At 36.3% G+C, this 23490-nt stretch carries 19 protein-coding genes; 13 read left to right on the top strand and 6 right to left on the bottom strand.

Annotated features, from left to right (window positions below; translation table 11 throughout):
- Positions 1-18: 18 nt before the first annotated feature.
- On the bottom strand, positions 19-645 hold the full coding sequence (locus tag QJV49_RS02510; RefSeq protein WP_225512746.1) for a TetR/AcrR family transcriptional regulator: 627 nt from the start codon (positions 643-645) through the stop codon (positions 19-21).
- A gap of 353 nt (positions 646-998) precedes the next feature.
- Between QJV49_RS02510 and purD the strand changes: the two genes are divergently transcribed.
- The 3 genes from purD (at position 999) to purK (ending at position 3911) form a co-directional block, all read left to right on the top strand.
- A complete protein-coding gene (purD, locus tag QJV49_RS02505; protein ID WP_225512745.1) occupies positions 999-2237 on the top strand; it encodes a phosphoribosylamine--glycine ligase in 1239 nt (412 codons plus the stop codon).
- Positions 2238-2268: 31 nt separating this feature from the next.
- Entirely contained in the window at positions 2269-2754 is a 486-nt protein-coding gene (gene purE / locus QJV49_RS02500) for a 5-(carboxyamino)imidazole ribonucleotide mutase (RefSeq protein ID WP_225512744.1), read from the top strand.
- Between the two features lie 107 nt (positions 2755-2861).
- On the top strand, positions 2862-3911 hold the full coding sequence (gene purK, locus QJV49_RS02495; protein WP_281449174.1) for a 5-(carboxyamino)imidazole ribonucleotide synthase: 1050 nt from the start codon (positions 2862-2864) through the stop codon (positions 3909-3911).
- Positions 3912-4055: 144 nt separating this feature from the next.
- Here the strand turns inward: purK and QJV49_RS02490 are convergent, their stop codons facing one another.
- Positions 4056-5009: an AraC family transcriptional regulator gene (locus QJV49_RS02490; RefSeq protein WP_225512742.1), complete on the bottom strand. Its 954-nt coding sequence runs from the start codon at positions 5007-5009 to the stop codon at positions 4056-4058.
- A gap of 107 nt (positions 5010-5116) precedes the next feature.
- On the opposite strand from QJV49_RS02490, the gene xylA reads away from it, so the two are divergent.
- The 7 genes from xylA (at position 5117) to QJV49_RS02455 (ending at position 14568) form a co-directional block, all read left to right on the top strand.
- Positions 5117-6436, top strand: a complete 1320-nt coding sequence (gene xylA, locus QJV49_RS02485) for a xylose isomerase (protein ID WP_225512741.1) — start codon at positions 5117-5119, stop codon at positions 6434-6436.
- A gap of 66 nt (positions 6437-6502) precedes the next feature.
- Complete coding sequence (xylB, locus tag QJV49_RS02480; protein WP_225512740.1) at positions 6503-8008, top strand: xylulokinase; 1506 nt, start codon at positions 6503-6505, stop codon at positions 8006-8008.
- A 2-nt stretch (positions 8009-8010) separates the two neighbouring features.
- Positions 8011-9015: an aldose epimerase family protein gene (locus QJV49_RS02475; protein ID WP_225512739.1), complete on the top strand. Its 1005-nt coding sequence runs from the start codon at positions 8011-8013 to the stop codon at positions 9013-9015.
- 76 nt (positions 9016-9091) lie between these two features.
- A complete protein-coding gene (locus QJV49_RS02470) occupies positions 9092-10558 on the top strand; it encodes an MFS transporter (RefSeq protein WP_225512738.1) in 1467 nt (488 codons plus the stop codon).
- 117 nt (positions 10559-10675) lie between these two features.
- A complete protein-coding gene (locus QJV49_RS02465) occupies positions 10676-12355 on the top strand; it encodes a glycoside hydrolase family 43 protein (RefSeq protein ID WP_225512737.1) in 1680 nt (559 codons plus the stop codon).
- Positions 12356-12413: 58 nt separating this feature from the next.
- Positions 12414-13013 (top strand): sugar O-acetyltransferase, encoded by a 600-nt coding sequence (locus tag QJV49_RS02460; RefSeq protein ID WP_225512736.1) that lies wholly within the window; start codon positions 12414-12416, stop codon positions 13011-13013.
- Positions 13014-13185: 172 nt separating this feature from the next.
- The gene (locus tag QJV49_RS02455; protein ID WP_225512735.1) at positions 13186-14568 is read left to right on the top strand and encodes a sugar porter family MFS transporter; all 1383 of its coding nucleotides are present in this window, start codon (positions 13186-13188) and stop codon (positions 14566-14568) included.
- A gap of 61 nt (positions 14569-14629) precedes the next feature.
- On the opposite strand, the gene QJV49_RS02450 is transcribed toward QJV49_RS02455, so the two are convergent.
- The 4 genes from QJV49_RS02450 to QJV49_RS02435 form a co-directional block, all read right to left on the bottom strand.
- Positions 14630-15712, bottom strand: coding sequence for a GntR family transcriptional regulator (locus QJV49_RS02450; protein ID WP_225512734.1), 1083 nt, complete (start codon positions 15710-15712; stop codon positions 14630-14632).
- A 160-nt stretch (positions 15713-15872) separates the two neighbouring features.
- On the bottom strand, positions 15873-17129 hold the full coding sequence (locus QJV49_RS02445; RefSeq protein ID WP_225512733.1) for an oligosaccharide MFS transporter: 1257 nt from the start codon (positions 17127-17129) through the stop codon (positions 15873-15875).
- A gap of 21 nt (positions 17130-17150) precedes the next feature.
- Positions 17151-18122 (bottom strand): glycoside hydrolase family 43 protein, encoded by a 972-nt coding sequence (locus tag QJV49_RS02440; protein ID WP_225512732.1) that lies wholly within the window; start codon positions 18120-18122, stop codon positions 17151-17153.
- 23 nt (positions 18123-18145) lie between these two features.
- Positions 18146-19513, bottom strand: coding sequence for a sugar porter family MFS transporter (locus tag QJV49_RS02435; protein ID WP_225512731.1), 1368 nt, complete (start codon positions 19511-19513; stop codon positions 18146-18148).
- Between the two features lie 213 nt (positions 19514-19726).
- Between QJV49_RS02435 and QJV49_RS02430 the strand changes: the two genes are divergently transcribed.
- From QJV49_RS02430 to araA, 3 genes are read left to right on the top strand one after another with little or no spacing between them, the layout of a single operon-like run.
- A complete protein-coding gene (locus QJV49_RS02430; RefSeq protein WP_225512730.1) occupies positions 19727-21325 on the top strand; it encodes a xylulokinase in 1599 nt (532 codons plus the stop codon).
- Positions 21326-21339: 14 nt separating this feature from the next.
- Positions 21340-22041 (top strand): L-ribulose-5-phosphate 4-epimerase, encoded by a 702-nt coding sequence (locus QJV49_RS02425; protein WP_225512729.1) that lies wholly within the window; start codon positions 21340-21342, stop codon positions 22039-22041.
- 21 nt (positions 22042-22062) lie between these two features.
- Positions 22063-23487 carry an L-arabinose isomerase gene (gene araA, locus QJV49_RS02420; RefSeq protein WP_225512728.1) on the top strand — a complete coding sequence of 475 codons (1425 nt, stop codon included), beginning with the start codon at positions 22063-22065 and terminating at the stop codon, positions 23485-23487.
- The last annotated feature ends 3 nt before the right edge of the window (positions 23488-23490 follow it).

The following is a 23490-nucleotide window of genomic DNA, read 5'->3' as shown; positions in this document are numbered from 1 at the left end:
CAGGAAGTTTTTTATAAATTAATTAATTTTAAGCATTTTTTCAATTCCTGAAATAATAAGCTGTAAACCAAATTCAAAACTTTCAGAAGAGCCAAGACTGGTGAGGCTCTCAGTTCGCCAATATTTATCGAGAAAAGGAGCCAGTTGTACCAGAGGAATTTTGACAGTAGAAACGGTTTTTTCGGGTTGCTCTACTAAACGATCACTATCTATTTTACTGGTGTAAATAAAATTTAGAAAAAGGTTAATGGTGTAAAATTTGTGATCATCAGAAAGCTTGAGATCATCTACAATCATTAAAAGTTTATCAAAGAGCCGAAGATAATTCTCAGATTCTGGTGGATAATCCATCATCAATTGTGCGAGGTTTGGATAAGATTCTAAAACAGCATAAATATTTTTACCATAGACGAAAAGGCGGTCTTGCCACGTTTTTTCATTTTCTGGAAAAATAATTTCAAGGCTTGCTTTATCAATAAGTTCTGCAAAAAGTGCTTCTTTACTTGAAAAATGGTAATAAAGAGAAGACACTGTCATTCCTAGCCGACTAGCTAACTTACGCATTGAAAATTCTGTGAGAGGAAGTTCTTCTAAAAGTTCCCAGCTGCTACTAATAATTTTATCTTTGGTTGGTTGAGTCGCCATAAGTTTTCGCTTTCTTTTTCTACTTAGATTTATTTTACATGTTTTTAATAAAAATTGCGATAGAAAAGCTGATAAACAAATTTGTCATTTAAAAATTGCTAGGAAAAATTTCATCTAGAATTGAGTAAATACCGAACAATCTCTCTTCTTATTTCTTGAAATTTTTGTTCAGGCTTTTTCTTTTATCATAAATCTTTTAAGATAGAATTATAAGATTTATAAAGCAAGAAAAGATAGATGAGCTATCATCACTTTGGCTTTTATTATTCGTTCAAGACTGCTGAATAATAAATAAAATAGCTGAATACACAAGTTTGTGTATATAAAAAGCGTTTGGGAATATCGGAGAAATGATGAAAATTTTGGTAATTGGTTCTGGCGGCCGCGAACATGCCTTAGCAAAAAAATTTATGGAAAGTCCTCAAGTTGAAGAAGTTTTTGTAGCTCCAGGCAATTCAGGAATGGAAAAAGATGGAATTCAAACAGTTGATATTTCCGAACTATCTAATGATAAATTAGTTGAATTTGCTCAAAATCAAAACATTGGACTAACGTTTGTTGGCCCAGAAACTGCTTTGATGAATGGCGTTGTCGATGCTTTTAGAAAAGCAAAATTACCAATTTTTGGGCCAAATAAAAAAGCCGCAGAGCTGGAAGGTTCTAAAGATTTTGCAAAATCAATTATGAAAAAATATGGGGTTCCGACGGCTGATTATGCTACTTTTGATAGCTTAGAGCCTGCTCTTGCATATCTAGATGAAAAAGGAGTTCCCCTTGTTATTAAAGCTGATGGTCTCGCTGCTGGAAAGGGTGTGACGGTTGCCTTTGATATTGAGACCGCTAAGTCAGCTCTGGCCGATATTTTTTCTGACAGTCAAGGAAAAGTTGTGATTGAGGAATTTCTTGACGGTGAAGAATTTTCTTTATTTAGTTTTGTCCATGACGGAAAAATATATCCGATGCCGATTGCTCAAGACCACAAACGAGCTTTCGATGGTGACAAAGGTCCTAACACAGGGGGAATGGGGGCTTACTCACCGGTCCTACATATTTCTAAAGAGGTTGTGAATGAGGCTTTTGAAAAAGTTGTTAAACCAACAGTAGCTGGAATGATAGAAGAAGACAAGTCATTTACAGGTGTTCTTTATGCAGGTTTAATTTTGACAAAAGACGGAGTCAAAACAATTGAATTTAATGCACGATTTGGAGATCCTGAGACCCAAGTTGTTCTCCCTCGTTTAAAAAGTGATCTAGCTCAAGTAATTATTGATATTTTAGCTGGAAATGAGCCAACATTAGAATGGCTTGAGTCTGGTGTGACTTTGGGTGTGGTTGTTGCCGCAGGAGGCTATCCTAGTCAAGCAAAACTGGGACTTATTCTTCCAGAAATTCCTGAAGGTTTAAATGTTTATTATGCAGGAGTTTCCAAAAATGAAAATAATCAATTAATCTCTAGTGGAGGACGAGTTTATCTTGTTTCTGAAACGGGAGAAGATGTAAAAAGTACACAAAAATTGCTTTATGAAAAACTTGATAAATTGAAAAATGATGGTTTCTTTTATCGTCATGATATCGGTTCACGAGCAATATAAAAATTTAGGTTAAGAAAAAAGAAGAGGAAAAATGGCAGAAGTAGCAATTATCATGGGTTCGAGCTCAGATTGGGCGACAATGAAAGAAACAGCAAAAATTTTAGATGACTTTGGTTTAGCTTATGAAAAAAAAGTCGTATCAGCACATCGAACACCAGCTTTAATGGCTGAATTTTCGAGCCAAGCCCATGAGGCAGGTTATAAAGTTATCATAGCAGGTGCTGGTGGAGCCGCTCATTTGCCAGGAATGGTAGCTGCTCAGACCCTCGTCCCAGTCATTGGCGTTCCAATAAAATCGCGAGCTTTATCTGGTTTGGATTCACTTTATTCGATTGTTCAAATGCCGGCAGGGGTTCCTGTAGCGACAATGGCAATTGGAGAGGCTGGAGCAAAAAATGCTGCTTTATTTGCTTTGCAACTTTTGGCGAATACAAACGAGAATTTATACCAAAAATTGTTGGTCTATCGGGCTGCTGCACAAGAAATGGTTGAGGAATCAAACAAAACATTACTTTAAAAAGAGTTCAAAAGTTGTCGGATTTTAAATAATGAAGGGTAGGAAGACTTGTGATAAAGAATACAAAGCAAACAATTGGTATTATTGGTGGAGGTCAGCTTGGACAGATGATGGCAATTGCTGCTCAATACATGGGACATAAAGTCATTACACTTGACCCAAATCCAAACTGTTCTGCGGCAAAAGTATCTGATGAACTGATTGTTGCACCTTATGATGACGTTGAAAACTTATTAAGACTCGCCTATGCTTGTGACGTCATTACTTATGAGTTTGAAAATGTATCAGCAAAAGCTTTGCACGAAATTGAAGGCTGTGTAAGGATTCCTCAAGGAATACGTCTGTTAGAGATTACGCAAAACCGTCGCTTTGAAAAAGAATTTTTGACCAACGAAGCTAAAGTTAATGTTGCACCTTGGCAACTTATAGATTCAGTGGAAAAACTCCCAGAAACAGTAACTAGAAAACAAGTTTTAAAAACAACAACTGGAGGTTATGACGGGCATGGACAAGTGGTTTTAAAAAATGACAAAGATTTGTCAGCGGCAAAATCACTGATAGAACTTTCAGAATGTGTTTTAGAAGATTTTATTTCTTTTGAACGTGAAATTTCTGTTATTATTAGTGGAAATGGTCACGAATATGTGGTTTTTCCACTGGCTGAAAACGAACATAGAGAAAATATCTTACATCAAACAATTTCTCCGGCGCGTACATCTGCTGAAATTACTGAGAATGCTTATAAAATTGCGATATCAATTGCGGAAAAATTAGAGCTATCTGGCACCTTATGTGTGGAAATGTTTTTAACAGCAGATGGTCAAATTTATGTCAATGAACTAGCACCAAGACCACATAACAGTGGTCACTTTACAATTGAGGCTTGTGATTTCAGCCAATTTGATTTACATATTAAAGGGATTTTAGGAGAAGACCTACCAGAACCTAAGCTTTTGAAACCTGTTATTATGTTGAACGTTTTAGGGCAACATGTTGAGGCGGTTAAGAAACTTGATCATGAGCATGCCGATTGGCATCAACATGATTATGGAAAAGCAGATGCTAAACATAACCGAAAAATGGGACATGTTACAATCTTAACAAATGATTTTGACCAAACGATTAATGAAATTAAAGCAACTAAAATTTGGGATTAATAAAAAATACTTGGTAAAAGCCAAGTATTTTTTTTATTTAATTTAGGCATGATAAAATGACAACATTTCCCCTGAAAAATAGAACAAAACAGTAAGATAAGATTCTTAGAAAGCGATATCATTAACTTGTTAAAAATAAAGAGTCTAAAAATGACTACTTGTTTTTTCAAAGTTTTTTTCTAAATAATATTGCAAAATATCAAAAGAGCCTCTATCAGAATAAAAAACTTGATTATCAATTTTATCTTGATTGAAAGTCATATAGTTGAGATTTGGGAAGAGTACATTATTTTTCCTAAATTCTTTTGGCAGAACACCATAAGATTTAACAAAAGCGGTGTTGAGTGTTCTGATATCTGAGAAACCACACATATAGGCAATATTTAATAAATTATCTTTAGAAGAAGAAAGTAATGTTCTTGCTTTTTCAGAACGAATCTTATTTAAATACTCGTTGAAATTAATCCCAAAATTACTTTTAAAGAAATGGGAAAAATACGTTCTGGAAAGTCCTTCATGCGAAGCAATCATTTCTAAAGAAATTTTATGGTCGTAGTTTTCATGAATGTAAGAAGAAATTCTTTCCATTCGCTCCTGGAGATCCATTAATTTATTTTGTTCAGAACTGCTTAAAATACTGTATTCAGAAATACTTAATAAGCGATCTAATAAAAGGGAAGTATATCCGTGAGTACGCAAGGAATTATTCTTATCATCAGCAAAATAACTTAAAGCCGCTTGTAAGAGTAATTTTAAAGTTTCAGGTTGATTTTTTAGATTGAAAGGATGACTTTCAAAATAAATTTTATCAAGCTGAGGGAAGATAATTTTAAAAATTTCTGATGAAAACTGTAGAATCAAAAGTTTCATAGAGTCGCTTGAAGATAGTTCGTGAACTTGACAACTATTAAAGATAATTGCCTGTCCAGCTTTGATTTGAAAGCATTGCTCTTGTGTTATTACCTGACCAGCCCCTTCCAAGACAAAAGCTAATTCAATGTCAAAATGAAGGTGAGGTTTTCTGTAAGTAATATCAACAAGTAAAAAATTAAGATTATTTATTTTTGAGTGATAAATATTCTCTAATTCGTTTTTCATGTTCATTCTCTCCTAGTCACTATTATGACATATATTACATAAAAAGTATAGTAGTAATTACGAGTTTGAAAATAATATTAATATCATAAAGAGGAGGAGCTATAAAAATGGCTTACTTTAACAACATCGCACCTATCAAATACGAAGGTACAAAAACAAAAAATATGTTTGCCTTTCGTCATTATAATCCAGAAGAAGTAGTTGCTGGTAAAACAATGGAGGAACACCTTCATTTTGCCCTCGCATTTTGGCATACAATTACAATGGATGGATCAGATCCCTTTGGTAGTGCAACAATGGAACGCCCTTGGGATTTGGAAGGTGGTTCTGAACTTGACCGTGCCCATCGTCGAGTAGATGCTTTCTTTGAAATTGCTGAAAAATTAGGTGTTAAATATTATTGTTTTCATGATATTGATATTGCACCTACTGGAAATTCTTTAAAAGAATTTTATGCTAATTTGGATGAAATTACTGACCACCTTCTTAAAAAACAAAAAGAAACAGGTATTAAATTGCTTTGGAATACCGCAAATATGTTCTCAGACCCACGTTATATGAATGGTGTTTCAACTTCTAACCGTGCTGAAGTCTTTGCTTATGGTGCTGCTCAGGTCAAGAAAGGACTTGAACTTTCTAAAAAACTTGGCGGTGAAAACTACGTCTTCTGGGGTGGGCGTGAAGGTTATGAATCACTTTTGAATACAGATATGGGTCTTGAAATGGATCACATGGCAAAATTCTTCCATTTGGCAATTGATTATGCAAAATCAATCAACCACTTGCCTATTTTCTTGATTGAACCAAAACCAAAAGAACCAATGACTCACCAATATGATTTTGACTCAGCAACAGCTCTTGCTTTCTTGCAAAAATATGACTTGGACAAATACTTCAAACTCAATCTTGAAACAAATCATGCTTGGTTGGCTGGGCACACTTTTGAACACGAATTAAATACTGCACGTACTTTCAATGCTTTGGGTTCTATTGATGCCAATCAAGGAAATTACTTGCTTGGTTGGGATACAGATGAATTTCCAACACTTGTTATTGATATCACACTTGCGATGCACCAAATTCTTTTGAACGGTGGACTTGGCAAAGGTGGAATTAACTTTGATGCGAAAGTACGTCGTACAAGTTTCAAAGCAGAAGATTTGATTTTGGCTCATATTGCAGGGATGGATACTTATGCGCGTGCATTGAAAGGAGCAGCAGCAATTATTGAAGACAAATTCTTGTCTGATATTGTTGACGAACGTTATAGTTCATACAAAAATACAGAAGTTGGTCAATCCATTGAAAATGGAACAGCAACTTTTGAAAGTCTTGCCGCATTTGCACTTGAACATGGTGACGATATTGAACTTGATTCTAACCACTTGGAATACATCAAATCAGTATTGAATGACTATCTTGTTTAAAATTTAGAACTTAAAAGAGGGCGAGGAATTCCTCCTCGTCCTTCTCTTTTATTATGAGGAATAATAATGACTTACGTGTTAGGAATTGACTTAGGAACATCAAGTCTTAAAGGAATTTTGATGGATGAAGTTGGTAATTTAATTACAACAAAATCTGCTGAATACCAAATTGATACGCCCAAACAAGGCTATTCTGAACAACGTCCAGAATATTGGATTGTGGCACTTGAATCGGTACTGACCGGTTTGGCAGTAGAAATTTCAGATTTTGGTCAGCAACTTGCAGGCATTAGTTTTTCGGGGCAAATGCATTCATTAGTCGTTTTAGATGACAATAATAAACCAGTTTATCCAGCAATTCTTTGGAATGATGTGAGAACAAGCAAACAATGTCAAGAAATTACTGACAGACTTGGTCAGCGACTTTTAGAGATTACAAAAAATATTGCTCTTGAAGGATTTACCTTACCAAAAATTCTTTGGCTCCAAGAAAATGAACCAGAGGTTTGGTCAAGAGTTAAAAAAATAATGTTGCCAAAAGATTACTTGAGCCTTTGGCTGACAGGAAATATTTATACCGAATTTTCTGACGCAGCAGGAACTTTACTTTTAGATATTGAGAAAAAACAATGGTCAGAGGAAATTACTGACGCATTCAATATTGATATGGAAATTCTACCTGAATTGATTGAATCCACTGACCGAACAGGATTTGTCAAAGCAGAAATAGCTGAACGCTATAAACTGACAAATGAAGTAAAAGTATTTGCTGGTGGAGCTGATAATGCTGCCGCCGCTCTGGGTGTTGGTTTAATCAATGAAGAAGTGGGCTTGATTTCAATGGGAACCTCCGGAGTCGTTTCCGCTTATGAACCTAAAATTGCAGATTATAAAGGAAAACTTCATTTCTTTAATCACACGGTTCCGGGTGCTTATTACTCAATGGGAGTAACCTTGGCTGCTGGAAATTCTTTAAACTGGTATAAGGAAACTTTTGGAAAAGGCTTGAGTTTCAATGAACTTTTGTCAGAAGTTTACACAGTTTCTCCTGGTTCAGAAGGATTGCTCTTTACGCCATATATTGTAGGTGAAAGAACACCACATTTTGATTCAAAAATTCGCGGAAGTTTTATAGGAATTTCTGCTCATCATGAACAAAAACATTTTTCAAGAGCAGTGCTTGAAGGAATTACCTTTTCATTGCGTGATTCTAAAGATATCATGGAAAAAACGAAAAACAAGAAGTTTAAACGTTTGATTTCCGTAGGTGGGGGTGCGCAAAATCCCGACATTATGCAAATGCAAGCAGATATTTTTAATTCAGAAATGATTCGCTTAACGGTTGAGCAGGGACCGGGACTTGGTGCTTGTATGATTGCTGCTTTTGGTTGCGGACTTTTTGATAGCTTAGAAGCGGTCACTAAATCTTTTGTTCATTACAAGGAAGCCAGTTTCATACCGAATCCGAAAAATGTAGCTCGTTATGAGCAAATTTATCAAATTTGGAAACAAGTTTATAAAAATACCTCTGAAATTTCTCATCAATTAGTAGAACTCAATGACGAGGGTTAATTATGACATTTACTATTTCCAAAGAATCTTTGCCTTTCAGAGCTGACAAATCAATCAGTCAGATTACATTATCAAATGAACGACTCACCATCGTTGTCCATGATTATGGAGCAAGAGTCCATCAACTTTTCACTCCTGACAAAAATGGAACATTTGAAAATATTCTCCTATCCAAAAACAATTCCGAAACCTATGCAAATGATGGAGGATATTATGGTGTAATTTGCGGCCCTGTTGCCGGGCGTATTTCAGGCGCTACTTATGATTCTGTCAGTTTAGAGGCAAATGAAGGAAAGAATAATTTACATTCAGGAAGTCATGGTTGGGAAAGACAATTTTGGTCTTATGAAACTTTTGAAACAGCGTCATCTCTTGGCATTAAACTAAGTTTAAGGGATGAAGAGTCCGGTTTTCCAGGTCAAATCCAAGCAGAAGTCACTTACAAATTAACTGACAATATGTTAGAGGTGACAATATCAGGCCTGTCAGTAACTGACACAATCTTTAATCCGGCTTGGCATCCTTATTTTAATCTGTCAGCAGAATTATCAACGACTCATGAGCATTTCATTCAAGCAAATGTTGACTTTCTAGTTGAAACCAATCAAGAGAATATACCAACTGGTCGTCTTCTAACTGTTGACGACAGTTCTTATTCAATTAAAGAAAGCGTTTCAATCAAAAAGCTTTTAAAAGATAATCCCGAAGGACTAGATGATTGCTTTGTTTTTAATCCCAAAGGAGATAAAAGTTTAATGCTTTATGACCCTTTATCTGGTCGTAAACTAGTAGCTCAAACTGATAGACAAGCGGTCGTGATTTACACAGCCACAAATCCAGAAACAGAGTCAATAATTAATGGCAGACCAATGTCCAAAAATCGTGGAATTGCTATTGAATTTCAAGAAATACCTGACCTTGTTCATCATCCTGAATGGGGAAATATCACCCTTGCTGCTGGACAGAAAAAGAGCTATCGTAACACTTTTGTCTTTACCATAGAATAAAAAAAGTGACTGACGAACTTGTGCGTAACTTAAAAATATTCATATTTTATATAAAATTAGTTAGGAGAACTAAATAATGAGTGAAACAACAACTCAGATTCGCGAAGATGAGTACAAAAAGCTCAGCCTCGGCGAACGTATTGGGTATGGTCTTGGTGACTTTGCCCAAAACTTAACTTTCGGTACTGTGGGTGGATTCTTGGCACTCTACATGACAACGGTCAATGCCATTGGTACAGCAACAGCAGCATTAATTTTCCTGATTGTTCGGATTATCAATGTGGTTTGGGATCCATTTGTTGGTACGTTTGTTGATAAACATACGTCCAAAGCTGGTAAATATCGTCCCTGGTTACTTCGTGCAGGAATCCCATTGATGATTTTCGCCCTCTTGATGTTTGCTCCTCTCCCCGGTATCAAAGGAAATGTTCCGTTTGCATTTATCACTTACTTTTTGATGGACTTAGTATATTCTGTGGTTAACATTCCTTACGGTTCACTCAATGCTTCATTGACACGTGATCCAGAATCAGTTGACAAATTGACTTCTACACGGATGATGTTAGCTAATGGCGCAAACCTTTTGGTTTATACTTTGTTCCCAATGTTTGTCCAAATGGCAGCGCCAAAAGATAATAAACTTCAAGATACTGGGCTTTTTGGTTTGAAACTCCATATGGGAACTTACACAGATCCGTCGGCTCAACATGCATGGTTCTCGGTTTATCTGGTTTACGCTATTCTTGGTGCCATCGCTTTAATTCTTTGCTACAAGTTCACAAAAGAACGGGTGGTCGCAACTGCCGAACAATCAGCACAAGTTAAAACAACGGACCTTTTCTTAGAACTTAAAAACAACCGTCCGCTCGTTATTCTTGGTCTATTCTTCATGTTGGCTTTTACATTCATGTTCTTCATGAATACTGTAAATGGTTTCTTCAATCAATTTGTTGTTCAACATAGTCCTTGGATGGGTGCAGTTGGGTTGATTTCATCTATTCCTGGGATCGTCTTCCCGCTTTTCTGGCCTAAACTTAAGAAAATTTTTGGTAAAAAAGGATTCTTCCATTTTTTCCTTGCCATGTTTATTGTTGGTGAACTCTTGACTTGGGTTTGGTCAATGAATGGCATGCACGATGCACTTTGGCTTGCTTATATTTCCACCTTCCTTAAACAATGGGGCTTGACATCAGCAACTGGATTTATGTGGGCACTTGTCCCTGAAGTTGTGTCTTATGGTGAATTAAAATCCGGTAAGCGTAACGCTGCTATTATAAATGCCATCATGGGACTCTTCTTCAAGATTGGGTTTACGCTCGGCGGTGCTTTGCCACTTGCCCTTTTATCTATCTTTCATTTCAATGAAACAGCTGCAACTCAAACAGCAAATGCCATTGCAGGTATTAATGTGACTGCAATCTGGATTCCAGCTGTCCTTGCCGTTATATCAATGATTATCATGCAATTCTATCCAATTTCTGATAAAGACATAAATGATATTAATACTCAACTTGATGCTAAACGTGCAGAATTAAAAGGATAAAAATTTTAAAGTTAACTCAAGATAGAGATTTTGAAAGCTGGCGAGAATTTCGTCAGCTTCACAAAGTCCCGATCATCTGATAGGACTGACAGAATTAAAACAAAGGAGATTTGACAAATGTCAACAATTCAAAATCCAATCCTTCCTGGTTTCAATGCTGACCCAAGCATTATTCGTGTGGGGGACACTTATTACATCGCGAACTCAACTTTTGAGTGGTTCCCGGGTGTACGTTTGCATGCATCCAAAGACTTAAAACATTGGAATCTCTTACCAAGTCCATTGTCTACACGAACGCTACTTGACATGAAAGGCAATCCTTCATCAGGAGGGATTTGGGCACCCGATTTGTCTTATGCTGATGGTAAATTTTGGTTGGTTTATACCGATGTGAAAGTAACAGAAGGTGCTTTCAAAGATATGACCAACTATTTAACAACTGCCACAGACATCAAAGGACCATGGACAGACCCAATCAAGCTCAATGGTCTTGGCTTTGACGCTTCACTTTTCCATGATAAAGACGGACGGAAATACTTAGTTCAACAAACATGGGATCATCGTGAATACAAGCATCCATTTGACGGAATCACATTGACTGAGTTTGATGTGACAACAATGAAGTTACAACCTAAAACAGCTAAAACGATTTACAATGGTACAAATGTCAAATTGGTTGAAGGTCCACACCTCTACCAAATTAATGATTACTATTATCTTTTTGCGGCTCAAGGTGGAACAGTCTTTACGCACCAAGAAGTCGTGGCTCGCTCTAAAACATTGGATACTTTATCTTTTGAAACAGAACCCGGCGACCCATTTATTACAAACTTCGATACTCCTGATAATTATATTCAAAAACAAGGACACGGAGGCCTTGTATCTACACCCGAAGGTGAGTGGTATTATGCTTCCTTATGCGCTCGACCATGGAATCATAAAAATGAATCAAGCACAGACCCTCGTGGTTGGAGTTCTTTAGGTCGTGAAACTTCTATCCAAAAAGTGGAATGGGACGAAGAAGGTTGGCCACGTATTGTTGGAGGACATGGCGGTACGACATTTGTCGAAGGACCAAAAGATGCAATTCAAACTAATGCACCTGCTGACAACAGTCAAAAAGATGATTTTGCAAGTTCTACTTTGGATATTAACTGGAACACATTGCGTGTCCCATTTACTGAGAACATGGGTTCAGTTGGAAATGGCAAGTTAACATTGATTGGTCAGGGTTCTTTGGCAAATAATTTTGATTTATCTTTGATTGCTAGACGTTGGCAAGCTTTCTATTTTGACGCAGAAGTCAAAGTAAAATTTGACCCATTTTCTTACCAACAAATGGCTGGATTAACCAACTATTACAATGACCGTCATTGGTCCTTCGCTTTTATCACATGGAATGAAATCAATGGAGCTGTCATTGAAGTGGCTGAAAATAACCGAGGGAACTATACTTCTTATTTAAAAGATAATGCCATTAAGATTCCTGACGGGACTGAATATGTTTGGTTCCGCACTAAAGTACGTAAAGAATCATATTCATATGAATATAGTTTTGACGGCAAAAAATTCATAGAAATTCCTGTAGTCCTAGATGCGGCTGTCCTTTCTGATGACTATGTTTTACAAACTTATGGCGGCTTCTTCACTGGAGCATTTGTCGGGCTTGCTGCCGTTGATTATTCTGGATATGATAAAGTTGCAGAATTTTATAACTTTGACTATAAAGAATTGGGAGATAAAGTCTTACCAGATGGTTCTTATACTTGGAAAGCAAGTGAATCAAGGTTTGATTAGTCTACAATCCCTTACCTACATATTTGTAGTAAGGGATTTTTAGTAAAGGAAAAAATCGATGAGAGTGTTAGATGAAGCAGAAAAATTACGTTTAGCAAAGTTGTCCATTTTTGAGAAAATAAGTAATGGTGATTGGTACCAATATAGCAAAGAAGTAGAACTACAAAAAATAGTCAAAAATTATAGTCAAAAAATTTCTGAAATTAATGATAAGGCAAAAGAAAATATTGATGAAGCAAGAAAACTCTTGGAGGATTTTCTTCCAAATTTACCTCAAAGCTCAGAAATATATTTTCCAATAAATGCTTTAGAATATCCCAATCGTTTTAAAGTCGGAGAAAATACTTTTATTAATAGTGGACTTCAGATTATTAGTGCGGGTAAGGTTAAGATAGGGGGAAACTGTTTTATCGGACCAAATTGTCAATTATTTACACCTAATCATCATGCCAAAGATATGATTTTAAGACGTGAAGGCTGGCAATATGATGGACCAATAGCAATTGGTAATGATTGTTGGCTTGGTGGGTCAGTGATTCTTTTGCCCGGAGTTTCTTTAGGAGATGATGTTGTCGTTGGTGCTGGTTCTGTGGTGACCAAATCATTTCCTAGCCACTGCATAATTGCTGGAAATCCGGCACATTTAATAAAAAAATGAATAAACTTATCAAAACTACTCTTACATAAGAGTAGTTTTTAGCTTTATTATGAGCAACATTTCCATTTTAAAATATCAAGGATTACAAGAAAATAAGCGTGGAAAGCGGTATCATTTGTGGGTAGTAAAAAAGGCAAGAAAACTTGCAAATAAAAATTAAGGAGTTACTATCATGAGAAAACTTTCTCCCACTTTCATCTATTTTTTTGGTGCTTTAGGTGGCTTATTATTTGGTTATGACACAGGCGTTATATCAGGAGCGCTACTTTTTATTGAAAAAGAGAGCTGGCAGGTGAGTTCTTGGGCTTGGATGGAAGGATGGATTACAGCGGCAGTTTTAATGGGAGCTGTAATTGGCGCGGTCGTGATTGGACCAATGAGTGACCGCTTTGGTCGGAAACGTTTGTTACTTTTGTCTGCGGTCATCTTTTTTGTTGGGGCTCTAGGTTCAGGGCTTTCAAATAGCGCTGAGTTGCTCATCATTTCTCGTGTTATCTTGGGGATGGCTGTTGGGTCAGCTTCAGCTTTGGTCCCAACCTATTTATCTGAACTTTCACCCGCTAAAATTCGCGGTGGAGTTTCAACTATGTTTCAATTGATGATTATGACCGGGATTTTATTAGCCTATATCTCAAACTATGCCTTAAAGGGAGTTTCAGGAAATTGGCATTGGATGCTTGGTTTAGCCACTGTTCCAGCAGCACTCCTTTTCATCGGTGGACTCTTTTTGCCAGAATCTCCAAGATTTCTTGTTCGTCATGATAATGAAGCAGGTGCCCGTGAAATATTAGGAATGATAAATGACGATCCGAACTCGATTGAAGCAGAAATTTCTGATATTCAATTGATGGCTAAGGAAGAAAAACAAGGTGGGTTGCAAGAATTATTTGGTCAAATGTCACGTCCAGTTTTGATTATGGCAATTGGTCTGGCAATTTTTCAACAGGTTATGGGCTGTAACACAGTATTATACTTTGCACCATCAATTTTTGTTGCGGTAGGCTTTGGGGCAAGCGCAGCGCTCTTAGCTCATATTGGGATTGGTATTTTCAATGTTATTGTAACTTATATTGCCATGAGAGTAATGGATAAAGTTAATCGTCGGTGGATGCTCAATTTTGGTGCTTGGGGAATGGGGATTTCTCTCGTATTAATGTCAGTAGGGATGATTTTAGCAGAAAATGCTCATATTGGCTTTGGTAAATATTTAGCAGTTATCGCTTTAACAGTATATATTGCCTTCTTCTCGGCAACATGGGGACCAGTAATGTGGGTAATGATTGGTGAATCTTTCCCACTTAAAATCCGTGGTTTAGGAAATTCATTTGGTGCAGCAGTCAACTGGGCTGCTAACTGGGTGGTGTCATTGACATTCTTGCCATTATTATCATTCTTTGGAACAGGTAAAATTTTCCTGATTTATGCAGCTTGTTGTTTCCTTTCAATTTGGTTTACAAGCAAAAAAGTTATCGAGACTAGAGGAAAGACCCTTGAACAGATTGAAGCAGAATTACTTCATCGTGTACACCATTTAGAAAATGAAGAGATAAAATAGTGATTTAAAAATCCTTGAAATTAATCAAGGATTTTTTACATATAATATATAATAGATAACATTATTTTACCGGGTTTAGTTTTTTTACAGAGTTTCTACGAATTAATTTTGGCGGATAAATAATATCTTTCTCAAAAGTTCCATTTTTAATAGTGTTTACAATCCATTTTGCTGCATCCACGCCCATCTCTTCTTTTGGATGAACAGTTGTTGTTAAACTGACTTCGCCCATTTGACTTAAAGTCGAATCATCATTTCCGACAATTGAAAAGTCTTCAGGTACCTTATAACCAACGGCTGACAGTTTTCCAATCAAAGTTTTGGCAATTTTATCATTATAGCAAAGAATTCCAGTAATATTGGAAAATACTTCAAGATGAGCAATGACTTTGTCGTAGATTGCTTCTTCTGTTTCAGTGGTATAGGTAATAATTGAGTTCGAAGAAAGCTTAATTTCATTTTCTTCGCAAGCCTTTATGAATCCTTTCATACGATATTTTCCTTGTAGATCATCAATCTTAGTAATTAATAAGAGCTGTTGATGATTATTATCGATAAGTTCCTTAGTAGCTAAATAACCAGTCTCAACATCATCAACATGAATAGAAGGAGTATTTAATTCTTCATAAGTAGCATTAATCATAACGATTGGAATATTGTGTTCACGTAAGGTAACATATGTAGCTAAATTTGGGTTATATTGATTACTTTTAGTTGGTTCAACAATTAAACCATCTACACCAAACTCAATCATTCGATCCAAGCACTCTTTTTCTTGAAAATAATCATTATTAGTACTTGAAAGAAGTAGTGAATAGCCTTCAGCTTTTAGTTCTTTTTCAATTCCTCGAATAATTGTTGGAAAAATATAATCTGAAATATATGTTGTGATAACACCAATTGTTTTCTTAGGAGAAGCTTCACTAACTGAAACAAGTTCATTGACGTAGGTTCCAGAACCCTTTTCTTTACGAAGGTATCCTTCGGCCACTAATACTGATACAGCTTGTCTAACGGTATAGCGACTTGCATGATATTCTTCTTGCAATTGTAATTCAGTAGGAATCACTCCTCCAACAGGATACTCAGTCGAAATAATTTTATCACGGAGTGAGTCAGCAATAAGTTGATATTTGGGTTTCATAGCAAGACCTCCTTTCTTATTTATTTATGTTTTATAGTATCCAAAGCTGTAAATATTCTTATAGGTTTAATAATGTACTATATTATATCATAGGTACGGACAAAAAAGTAAAATAATAAAAGTCTCGTTCATTTTCGAGACTTTTATTATTTTAGCTAAACTATTTGGCTAAAATCTCTGAAGAGGATTCATTTAAATCGTCATTAGATTTTGTTTTTTCTAAAAAGAATAAGGCGACAAAAGAGATGACTAAGACAACACTTCCCATGATAAGATAGGTGGTTTGAAAACCAAGAGAATCATACATATTTCCCGCTAGAGCTGAAAAGATAAAAACAGAAACTTGTTTCATAAAATTAGCTGTTAGAGCATAGATAGTTGCATAGTACATGTTATCAAAAGCTATACCAATATATTTCATAATCGAAATTAGAACCAAAGGCATTTCAAAGCCAGCCAATAAACGTAAAGCAACCACAAAAGCATAGTTTGGTGAAAGGGCTGTGCCAATGATACGTAATGCTGTCACAAAACCGTAGATTAATAGGCCATTGCGAGGTCCGATTTTATTGACGACTTTGGGCATAATCAACATTAAGATAATTTCGATAAACATCTGAATGGTGACCGTATTAGAATAAACAGTTGTAGCTGAGGAAACAGACGAGAAAAATTGTTGAAAGAATATGACAAATTGCTGATCAAATACATCATAAATTGCTGAGGCGCCCATATAAAATAAGCCTAAAATCCAGAAATTACGAATTTTGAAAATTTTCTTGACATCTGATAATGCAATTTTTTCAGAAGTGTTTGTGACTTGATCTATATTTTCATAATTGATTTTATTAAAGAAAACAAACATGATAATACAAAGAATGGCTGAAGCAGAAGAAATCCAAAAAATGAGATAAGGATTAATTAAGAAAATTCGCCCACCCGCAAAAGATGCAACCATACCTGCAATAGAGCCACCTACACGGGAACGACCGTATTCAAATCTGTTTGTTATGGAGGCTCTCTGAATATACTGTTCAATCACACCGACTCCACCATTCAAAACAAAGGAGAGATATAATCCGGTAAAAATAGCAACGGTGATTCCATTAGTTGCGTTCAAAACTGGAATAAAAAACCACTGAAAAAATGGTCCAATGAGCGCACCAGCAAGCAAGATAATAATCACCAGTTTCTTCTTCATCACTAACCTATCAGAAAAGAATCCAAAGAAAGGTTGAAAGATGAGAGACATGGCCGCCATCATAGAAAAGACAATTCCAGCTTGTCCACTATTTAAGTGTGCAACCTGCTCTAACCATAAAGTTAAATAACCAGCAACAATTGCCCATATAAAAAAGTATGAAAAGTGGGAGACAGGAAATGACCAGAACATTCCTTTTTGTTTATTATTTTGCATGATTAATAATTCTCCTTTTAATTATTGAAAAGTAAATTTTTGGGGCTTATCAAATTTAGGATAACCTTTTTTGTCATAAGTAAAAGCTTGGACTACGGTATGTCGATTTGGATCATAGAGGGGGTCACCTAGGATATCAGTATAATTTCGAATATGGTAAACCATCAGGTCGGTCTGTCCATCTTCTGAAACAGTAAATGAATTATGTCCTGGTCCGAATAGTCCATTATCAATGTCGGATTCAAAAACTGGTCGACTTGATTTGGACCAAGAGTTTGGATCTAGTAGATTAGAGTTTTCATTAGCAACTAGCATTCCCATACAGTAGTTTTCATCAGTGGCACTTGCAGAATAAGTTAGGAAGAACTTCCCATTCCGGTGTAAAACAGCTGGCCCTTCATTGACCCAGAATATTTTTGTTTCCCAGTCATACTCAGGCTTACTGAGTAAAACAGGTTCAGTTTTTAAAGTCCAGGGGTTTGTCATTTCTGAAATATAAATATTGGAATTTCCACGAATTTCAGGATCTTTTTGAGCCCAAATATAATAAAGCTTTCCATTAACTTGTAGAGAAGTTGCATCAAGAGCGAAGGAATCCAAGGGTGTTAAAATTTGACCTTTTTCAATCCAATTCTCTTCATTTTCCATAGGATCTTTACTTGCGCATTCAAGACAAAACATCCTGTGTTGGAACATTCCATTCTCATCAAATTCAGTGGTATGCGAAGCGGCATAATAAACGTACCATTTTCCCTTTATAAAATGGATTTCTGGTGCCCAAATTAATTCACTTTGAGCTCCTGTTCCGGAAGGGTGTTTTCGCCATATTGTTCTAGGCATAGCAAAGGCTAACCCCTCAATTGTCTTCGAACGCCGAAGTTCAATCAAATTATAGGATGGAACGGAAGCGATAAAATAATAATAACCGTCCGTATGTTTATAAATAAACGGGTCAGCTCTTTGAATAATTAGTGGGGTAGTGTAAGTGGTCATCATTTACTCCTTAATGATAGAATTTAGCTTTTAAGATGTTTTTCAATTTCTTCTAGGGTACGTCCACGTGTTTCTGGGACAAAGAATTGAATAAAGAGTACTCCTAGCAAACAAATTACACCAAAGATAGCAAAAACAGCTTCTTGGCTCATGGAGGCCGTCATAATTGGGAAAAGAAGTCCAACAAGGAATGAACCAATCCAATTAAAGGATGATGCTAATCCAGAAGCACGGCCCCGAATTGCTAACGGAAATACTTCCCCTACTAGTACCCATGTTAAGGGGGCCCAGGTGCAAGAGTATAGCGCGACATAGATACATAAGAAGAAGACAATCATCATTGGACTAGAGTTGGGAATGATGAAGTTGATGATCGCCGGAAGGATAAAAGAGAGTCCCATGATACTGCCCCCCAATCGAAGTAATGTCCGTCTATTAAATCGATCGGCAATAACTAAGAAGAAAAGAGCGCCAATTACGAGTATGATTCCTTGTATAATTGGCCACATTAAGGCTTCACTAGCAGAATGCCCAGTCGCTTTCTCTACGATTAGTGGAATGTAGTAGAAGATAGCGTTGGCTCCTTGAAATTGTTGAAAAGCTGCTACTCCTAAACCAGCAACAACCAAATATCTGTAACGACTTGTGAACAAGGTACCCCAACTCGTAGAAGATAGGGCAGACGACTCTTGCATAGCTGTATCTTGAATTGATTTTATTTCGCTTTCAATTTCTTTGGGTGGACGTATGAAACTGAGGACTTGTTTAGCTTCTTGAATTTTTCCGGATTTAATAAGGAAACGCGGAGATTCTGGTAAAGCTAAAACTCCAAAAAAGAGAATCAAAGCTGGTATAGCGGCAGCCCCAAGCATTACTCGCCATGCAATATCTGTAGCTAAGTTTTTTAAAAAATAATCAGCAATATAAGATAAAAGCATACCAGAAACAATCATTACTTGATTAATTCCTGAGAGACGTCCTCTAATATTAGCAGGGGACATTTCAGACATATATGACGGAACAAGAGCAGAAGCAGCGCCTACTGCAAGACCTAAGATAATGCGCACAATAATTAAATAATATTGACCGTTATGAGGTGATATGGAAGAAAGTAAGGAACCTACCATGAAAATGACTGAGGAAATCAGGATCATTTTACGACGCCCTAATCGATCAGATAAGAGCCCAGCCGCCGCTCCTCCAAATATGGCCCCAAACATCACTGATGAAGTAATCCATCCGATAATTGTTGCATTGTTAGTTAATCCCCAACTAGTTTGTAAAAAAGGAAGGGCTCCTGTCATGACACCAATATCATAACCAAATAATATTCCGCCAAAAGCCCCAAAAAAGTAGATAAAAGAAGCAGAAATTTTTTTATTAGTTTTCATGTTACTGAAAATCTCCTTATAAGATAATGTGAGTTATTAAATACAAATGTAAGCGTTATGTTATAAGCGTTTTCATTATAACCTTTATGTCCGGACAAGTCAAGCCTTTTTTTATAAAAAAACTATATTTTTCCTTGACATGTCCGTATGTAAGTGTTATTATTTGTTCTGTAAGCGCTATGTGAAAGCTAAATTGATAGAAAAGGAGAAAAGATGGAATCTGTAAAAGCAGAAGAAATGTTGGATATAGTTGATGTCCGTACAAATATAGGGATTGAATTTGGTTCAACACGTATAAAAGCTGTATTGATTGATTCAAAATTTCATACCATCGCTTCTGGAAGTTATGAATGGGAAAATAAGTTGATTGATGGCTATTGGACTTATTCATTAGAAGAAGTATGGAAGGGGTTGCGTAGAAGTTATAGAGAACTAGCGGCGGAGGTCTATGAAAAGTATGGGCTGATTCTTGAAAAAGTTGCTTCTATTGGTTTCAGTGCCATGATGCATGGTTACATGGCTTTTGATGCAAAAGATAAACTGTTAGTCCCTTTCAGAACATGGAGAAATTCAACTACTTTAGAAGCAGCAGAGAGTTTAACAAAACTCTTTGAGTTTAATATCCCTGAAAGATGGACTATAGCGCATTATTATCAAGCGATTCTTAATCAGGAAAAACACATTAAGCAAGTAGATTACCTCACTACATTAGCAGGTTATGTCCACTGGCAATTGACAGGTGAGAAAGTTCTTGGAATTGGGGACGCTTCTGGAATGTTTCCAATTGATAGTAAAACAAAAACATTTGATCAAAAACTTATTAGTCTGTTTGAAAAACAACTTGAGGCAGAACAGTTTTCAGTTGATTTAAAAAGTATTCTTCCCAAAGTTTTAAGAGCTGGGGAAAGAGCAGGGACACTAACAGAACAAGGAGCATTTTTGATTGACCCTACAGGGGGGCTAAAAGCAGGAATCCCACTTTGTCCACCAGAGGGAGATGCAGGCACAGGGATGGTAGCAACAGATAGTATAGAAGTAAAAACGGGAAACGTTTCTGTGGGTACCTCAGCTTTTGCAATGATTGTTCTTGAAAAACCTCTTTCCAGGGTTTATCCTGAGATTGATATTGTGACTACGCCTGACGGTGAGATTGTAGGTATGGTTCATGCCAATAATTCTACGTCAGATATTAATGCTTGGATAAAGTTATTTGAAGAATATACGATGAGTTTAGGTATTGAAGTCAGTCGTGAGAAAATATTTTCAATTCTTTTCAATAAAGCTTTAGAGGCAGATAAAGATTTAGGTGGATTGTTAAGTTATGGCTATTTTTCTGGTGAAAATATCACGAAAGTTAGTGAGGGACGTCCTTTATTTGTTCGCTTACCTAACAGTAATTTCAACTTAGCTAATTTTATGAGAACGCATATTTCTAGTGCTTTTGGAGCGATGCGAGTTGGTATGGATCTTCTGAAATATGAAAAAATAGAAATTAGTGGCTTGGTGGGGCATGGTGGAATCTTCAAGACGCCAAAAGTGGGACAGCAAATTTTAGCTGCTGCACTTCAAAAACCCGTGACAGTTATGGAAACGGCCGGAGAAGGTGGAGCTTGGGGAATGGCTGTTCTAGGAGCTTTTCTTTCAAGCGAGTTCGGTAATTTAAATGAATTTTTGCAACAAAAAGTTTTTGTTGACACAAAAAGTATTACCATTATTCCCAAGCCGGAAGATGAAGAAAGTTATAACCTATTCATTAAACGTTATCACGAGGGACTTGATATAGAACGCCAGGCTATTGAAAAAATGAAATAAGAAGAGAGAGGAAAATGTTAGAAGAATTAAAAGAAAAAGTATTAGAGGCTAATCTTGAACTTCCTAAACATGAGCTTGTAGAGTTTACTTGGGGAAATGCGAGCGCTTTTGATAAAGAAACGGGATATTTTGTTATTAAGCCAAGTGGGGTAAGCTATGAGAGATTAAAAGCTTCTGATATGGTGGTGGTTGATTTGGAGGGGAAAGTGATTGAAGGTGAATTAAATCCTTCCTCAGATACTCCAACTCATGCTGTACTATATAAAAAATATCCAGAATTAGGTGGAATTGTCCATACGCACTCTAACTGGGCGACAGCCTGGGCTGAATCGGGTGTAGATGTTTCGGCTATGGGAACAACTCATGCAGATACTTTTTATGGTCCTGTTCCTTGTACTCGTTATTTGACGCAAGAGGAAATTGATAAAGGCTATGAATATGAAACTGGTCAACTCATTATTGAAACTTTTGAAGAAAGAGGAATCAATATCTTAGATATACCAGCTGTTCTACTTCATGGGCATGGTCCTTTCACATGGGGGAAAAATGTTGAAGATGCTGTATATAATGCAGTAGTTTTAGAAAATGTTTGTAAGATGAATATTTTTGCTCGTCAAATTAACAGTTATGCGGCGGATTTACCTCAAAGAATCTTAGATAAACATTACTTACGTAAGCATGGTAAAAATGCATACTACGGCCAAAAAAATAAATAAAATAAGAAAGATGGTAGGAAAATGTTAGAAAATACTCAAAAAGAATTTTGGTTTATTACAGGGTCTCAATTTTTATATGGTCCAGAAGCTCTCGATACAGTTGAAAAAAATGCCCGAAAAATTGTTGATGAAATGAATAATTCTGGGACCCTTCCTTACCCGATTAAGTTTAAAATTGTTGCAACCACTTCTGAGAATATTACTGAAATTATGAAAGAAGCGAACTATCATGATGAAGTTGCGGGAGTAATGACATGGATGCATACATTCTCACCCGCCAAAAACTGGATTCGTGGAACGCAACTTTTGACAAAACCCTTACTTCATTTGGCTACTCAATTCTTGAATCATATCCCCTATAAAACGATTGATTTTGATTATATGAATGTGAATCAATCTGCGCACGGTGATCGTGAGTATGCTTTTATTAATGCTCGATTGAAAAAGAATAATAAAATTATTTTTGGATATTGGGAAGATGATGCAATTCGTCAACAAATTGCTAAATGGATGGATGTTGCAGTAGCTTACAATGAATCCTATAAAATAAAAGTTGTGACATTTGCTGATAAAATGCGTGATGTTGCAGTAACTGATGGTGATAAGGTGGAAGCACAAATTAAATTTGGTTGGACCGTTGACTATTGGGGAGTGGGTGACTTAGTAGAATACGTCAATGCAGTAGCAAATAATGAGATTAACCAACTTTATAAAGAACTGCAAAGTAAATATGATTATATTCAAGGGGATAATAGCTCGGAAAAATTTGAAAAAAATGTTAAATATCAACTACGTGAATATCTTGGAATTAAGAAATTTATGGACGATAAAGGCTATAGCGCTTTTACTACCAATTTCGAAGATCTTGTAGGTTTAGAACAACTTCCTGGTCTTGCAGCACAGCTACTTTTAGCTGATGGTTATGGTTTTGCTGGTGAAGGGGACTGGAAAACAGCAGCATTGGTTCGTTTGTTCAAGATTATGTCACATAATAAAGAAACAGTTTTTATGGAAGATTATACCTTAGATTTGCGTCAAGGGCATGAAGCGATTCTTGGGTCACATATGCTCGAAGTAGATCCTTCTATTGCATCGAATAAACCTCGCATTGAAGTTCATCCTTTAGATATAGGTGGGAAAGAAGATCCAGCACGTTTAGTGTTTAATGGGATGGTTGGTGAAGGTGTAGATATTACTATGGCAGATTACGGCGATGAATTTAAGTTGATTTCCTATGAGGTTGTTGGAAATAAGCCGGAAGAAGAAACGCCATTCTTACCTGTTGCTAAACAGCTATGGACACCTAAACAAGGATTAAAATCTGGAGCAGAGCAATGGCTAAGAACAGGCGGAGGTCACCACACTGTTTTATCATTTGTGATTGATTCGGAACAAATTGCTGATTTGTGTGCAATGTTTGGACTAACTTATATTAATCTTGGATGAAAA

This window comes from Lactococcus sp. NH2-7C (assembly GCF_029953655.1).
Taxonomy (GTDB): Bacteria; Bacillota; Bacilli; order Lactobacillales; family Streptococcaceae; genus Lactococcus; species Lactococcus lactis.
Note: the sequence above shows the minus strand (reverse complement) of the source record. Positions and strands in the feature narration are given on the sequence as shown.

Coding starts and splice junctions, on each gene's coding strand:
- xylA (WP_225512741.1), top strand. CDS start 5,117: ATGGCTTACTTTAACAACATCGCACCTATCAAATACGAAGGTACAAAA.
- QJV49_RS02445 (WP_225512733.1), bottom strand. CDS start 17,129: ATGCAAAATAATAAACAAAAAGGAATGTTCTGGTCATTTCCTGTCTCC.
- QJV49_RS02455 (WP_225512735.1), top strand. CDS start 13,186: ATGAGAAAACTTTCTCCCACTTTCATCTATTTTTTTGGTGCTTTAGGT.
- QJV49_RS02435 (WP_225512731.1), bottom strand. CDS start 19,513: ATGAAAACTAATAAAAAAATTTCTGCTTCTTTTATCTACTTTTTTGGG.
- QJV49_RS02450 (WP_225512734.1), bottom strand. CDS start 15,712: ATGAAACCCAAATATCAACTTATTGCTGACTCACTCCGTGATAAAATT.
- purD (WP_225512745.1), top strand. CDS start 999: ATGAAAATTTTGGTAATTGGTTCTGGCGGCCGCGAACATGCCTTAGCA.
- QJV49_RS02475 (WP_225512739.1), top strand. CDS start 8,011: ATGACATTTACTATTTCCAAAGAATCTTTGCCTTTCAGAGCTGACAAA.
- purE (WP_225512744.1), top strand. CDS start 2,269: ATGGCAGAAGTAGCAATTATCATGGGTTCGAGCTCAGATTGGGCGACA.
- QJV49_RS02465 (WP_225512737.1), top strand. CDS start 10,676: ATGTCAACAATTCAAAATCCAATCCTTCCTGGTTTCAATGCTGACCCA.
- QJV49_RS02430 (WP_225512730.1), top strand. CDS start 19,727: ATGGAATCTGTAAAAGCAGAAGAAATGTTGGATATAGTTGATGTCCGT.
- QJV49_RS02470 (WP_225512738.1), top strand. CDS start 9,092: ATGAGTGAAACAACAACTCAGATTCGCGAAGATGAGTACAAAAAGCTC.
- purK (WP_281449174.1), top strand. CDS start 2,862: ATGATGGCAATTGCTGCTCAATACATGGGACATAAAGTCATTACACTT.
- xylB (WP_225512740.1), top strand. CDS start 6,503: ATGACTTACGTGTTAGGAATTGACTTAGGAACATCAAGTCTTAAAGGA.
- QJV49_RS02490 (WP_225512742.1), bottom strand. CDS start 5,009: ATGAAAAACGAATTAGAGAATATTTATCACTCAAAAATAAATAATCTT.
- QJV49_RS02460 (WP_225512736.1), top strand. CDS start 12,414: ATGAGAGTGTTAGATGAAGCAGAAAAATTACGTTTAGCAAAGTTGTCC.
- araA (WP_225512728.1), top strand. CDS start 22,063: ATGTTAGAAAATACTCAAAAAGAATTTTGGTTTATTACAGGGTCTCAA.
- QJV49_RS02425 (WP_225512729.1), top strand. CDS start 21,340: ATGTTAGAAGAATTAAAAGAAAAAGTATTAGAGGCTAATCTTGAACTT.
- QJV49_RS02510 (WP_225512746.1), bottom strand. CDS start 645: ATGGCGACTCAACCAACCAAAGATAAAATTATTAGTAGCAGCTGGGAA.
- QJV49_RS02440 (WP_225512732.1), bottom strand. CDS start 18,122: ATGACCACTTACACTACCCCACTAATTATTCAAAGAGCTGACCCGTTT.